Raw genomic sequence first — 2758 nt, 5'->3', positions numbered from 1 at the left:
TTCGAGGTGCCGTTCTCCTGCAGGATCAAGATCTAGTCAATCCAGATCATGCCAGGTCAGAGCGGCACCTTTTGTCGTATGTGACGCTAGGTGACGATCATCCGCATGTCGGTGAATTCACGAGGTTGGTGCGGCGGGCGGCCCTGAGTCCCGCCGCCGTTCGGGACCGGCGCCCACGCCGCACGCCCGGACGGCCGGGCGGGCTGCAGGCCATACGGTGGCGCGCCGCGCCGCCGCATTGACTCCCTCGCACGAGGACAACTCAAGAGCAGATCCGGCACGCAGCGGGCACGGAAGCCGAAGAAGACCGAATAACGATCAAAGCCCAGGTCGGGGAAACCGTCCCCTACCTGGGCTAATGCATGAGCGGAGCCTAGGAGATTCGAACTCCTGACATCCTGCTTGCAAAACGGTCCGATCTTCAAGCACAACCGTTACTGACCGCCCTTAATGGCACGCTCATGGCACGACGATCAACAGATGAGGTGTTGCTCATGGCGTTTACCTACGCCGATGTCGCCTGGCTGGCCGAAGACGACGAGTTGGGCGATCTGTGGGGCCTGACCTTCGTGCGTGGAGTCAGCGAGGTGGAGGCGCTTCTCCGACTTGGTGCTGACCAGGAGAGCATCCGGCCGCTCACCTATGACAAGTTGATAGACGATGGCCTCTTTCCTGAGACCCTGCTCGCAGGGCGAGTGGGCGACTGGACCGTGCTCATCGAGGAAAGCGGGTGGACGTGCACGGAAGTCGACAAGGCACAGGTACTTTCGGCCGGGACCGTGGCCGTGGCGGTGCTGAGGCACGACTACGCATCCGACGAGTTCGTTTACGCGGTGGACGGGGAGTTGGTCACGTACTTCAACCCCGAGATTCCAGAATGGCGGCACGGAAGTGATCCTGATCGGCTCAACGACCTGATGAGGGAGGTGGGCCTTGATCCCGATGGTGTACCCGGAACTGGCGCTGAGGCGCCGTCGTCGGTCTCCGGAGCGCTTCTCCTCGCGGCCCGGTTGACCGGTGTGGTGCTGCCCCCGGAGATCATCAGAGGGCCGCTCATGAGCGGCGTCGTCGGCTGACCTGTCCCCGATGCCACGTCTGGCGGCCAGCGTGGGGGCGGTGCCAGATGAGATCCTGCCTCCGCTGCACGGAATCGGTCGACTGTGTGATGCCCGCGCTACATCAGGGCTCGAACTCAAACCTGCGGATAAAAGATCGGCTTGCCGTAGTTCCGCACAGTTCAATGCAGGCCAGAGCTCGTACGTAATCCGATCTGAACCGTCCTGGATTACCTGGAACTGCAACCAGGAATGCAACTCGGCGGCTAGAGCGCCCTCAATGCCTCTGCTAGATCGTCTCCGTAGGAAGACCAGCAGCAGACGGACTCCGAATCATCAATCTCTCCCATGAGGTACTCACCGTCTCGGGCGTCACATGCCAGACACAATCCTCCGACCTGGATGATCAACGAAACCGGGACTCTCTCTCGGCCGTCTAGATCGTCTAGATCGTCTAGAAACACTGGGGTATCGAGAGGCAACAACTCAGCCGAGTTAGCCACGGCCACCTCGGCGACACGTGCCAAGGTCCACCCATTGGGAAGCTGCCCAACATCATGTCTCATCGCGCGATGGTAGTCCGCAGCGACGGGAAGCATCCCCGCGCTGTCAGCTTGGGAATCGCGTTGATCACGGGACGTAGGGCGGCTGACCTGCGATTGGAGCCGGTCATTCATGAGTGACCGTGATTGCCCCCTCGTCACCCTGCTTAATGGCCCGGCGATCAGGCGCAGGACCTGCGGCGGTACACAGTTTGCGCAGCCCGGCCCCTGATCCGCCCCCGTCCTCCTCGTAGCTACCGACCCAGGGCGGGCACGACCGGGACCGCTTGAGCAGCGGGGAGGACAAAGCGCCATCGGATTCGAAGTGGATGATTCTTTTCCCTCGTTATATGCGGCTGACCTGCGCAACGAGATAGCGGTATACGGCAACAAAGGAAGATCATCCCGCGTATATCCCGCGTCACATCTACAGGCAGCGGAGCCATCCGACGATGGGATACGAACCCTTGCCCTCTGGAAGGCGGACCCAAAGATAGCCAGCTTCAACCCGAACGCCGCTCACCTGTCTATCCCCGTCCCCCTTGAGGCACTCGGGCCGTCCACCGCTGGTGGTGTTCCCATCGCGATCTACCCATGCGATGTCCGAGGGAAGAAGCGCGCTTCCTCCCTTTTCGAGCGTGACGACTCCGGAGCCCTCCTCCCCCGTGACGGTGGCCGTTCCGTAGGAGTAGGTCAACGTCTTCGAGCCGAACGGCAGGTTGGCCGCGACGAAAGCGCCGACAAGCGTGGCGATCACGAGGACCAGGACGAACAGCGCGGGATGAAGTCTGACCCGACGAACCGTTGTCTTGGCCTGGGGAAGCATCATGTCCGAACTGTACGAGGATCACGGCATTTTGTCGGCGCACTTGCGCATGCCTCCGCCTGGCTGATCGTCCCGTGTGCCTCGACCCACCGCGGAGCGGCAGCGGGCCGGCGACGGAGGGGCAAGCCCGTCTTCGCGTGTACGTCAGCCGGTCGCCGTTCCTCGATCACCGGATGCCAACGGTGACAGACGGGCTTGAGCCGTAGGAACTAGGAGCCGTTTTGTAGATCTTCGTTGTGGTGCGGTACAAGGTCATGGTGCAAGATCGCCATGACCTGACCGACGAGGAGTGGCTCCTCCTCGAACCGCTCATGCCGGCTCATCCGCCTCGGGGG

At 62.0% G+C, this 2758-nt stretch carries 2 protein-coding genes; one reads left to right on the top strand and one right to left on the bottom strand.

The features are described from left to right. Positions 1 to 461: 461 nt before the first annotated feature. Positions 462 to 1076, top strand: coding sequence for a DUF6461 domain-containing protein (locus tag QSK17_RS35610; protein ID WP_285711091.1), 615 nt, complete (start codon positions 462 to 464; stop codon positions 1074 to 1076). 948 nt (positions 1077 to 2024) lie between these two features. Here QSK17_RS35610 and QSK17_RS35605 read toward each other — a convergent pair. Beyond that, positions 2025 to 2426, bottom strand: coding sequence for a hypothetical protein (locus QSK17_RS35605; protein ID WP_285711089.1), 402 nt, complete (start codon positions 2424 to 2426; stop codon positions 2025 to 2027). Positions 2427 to 2758 lie beyond the last annotated feature (332 nt).

The organism is Microtetraspora sp. NBRC 16547 (genome assembly GCF_030268965.1).
GTDB lineage: Bacteria > Actinomycetota > Actinomycetes > Streptosporangiales > Streptosporangiaceae > Microtetraspora.
This window is presented reverse-complemented; position numbering and strand designations above follow the sequence as displayed.

What these genes read in the sequence shown, in the direction of transcription:
- QSK17_RS35610 (WP_285711091.1), top strand. Translation starts at nt 462, where the DNA reads ATGGCACGACGATCAACAGATGAGGTGTTGCTCATGGCGTTTACCTAC.
- QSK17_RS35605 (WP_285711089.1), bottom strand. Translation starts at nt 2,426, where the DNA reads ATGATGCTTCCCCAGGCCAAGACAACGGTTCGTCGGGTCAGACTTCAT.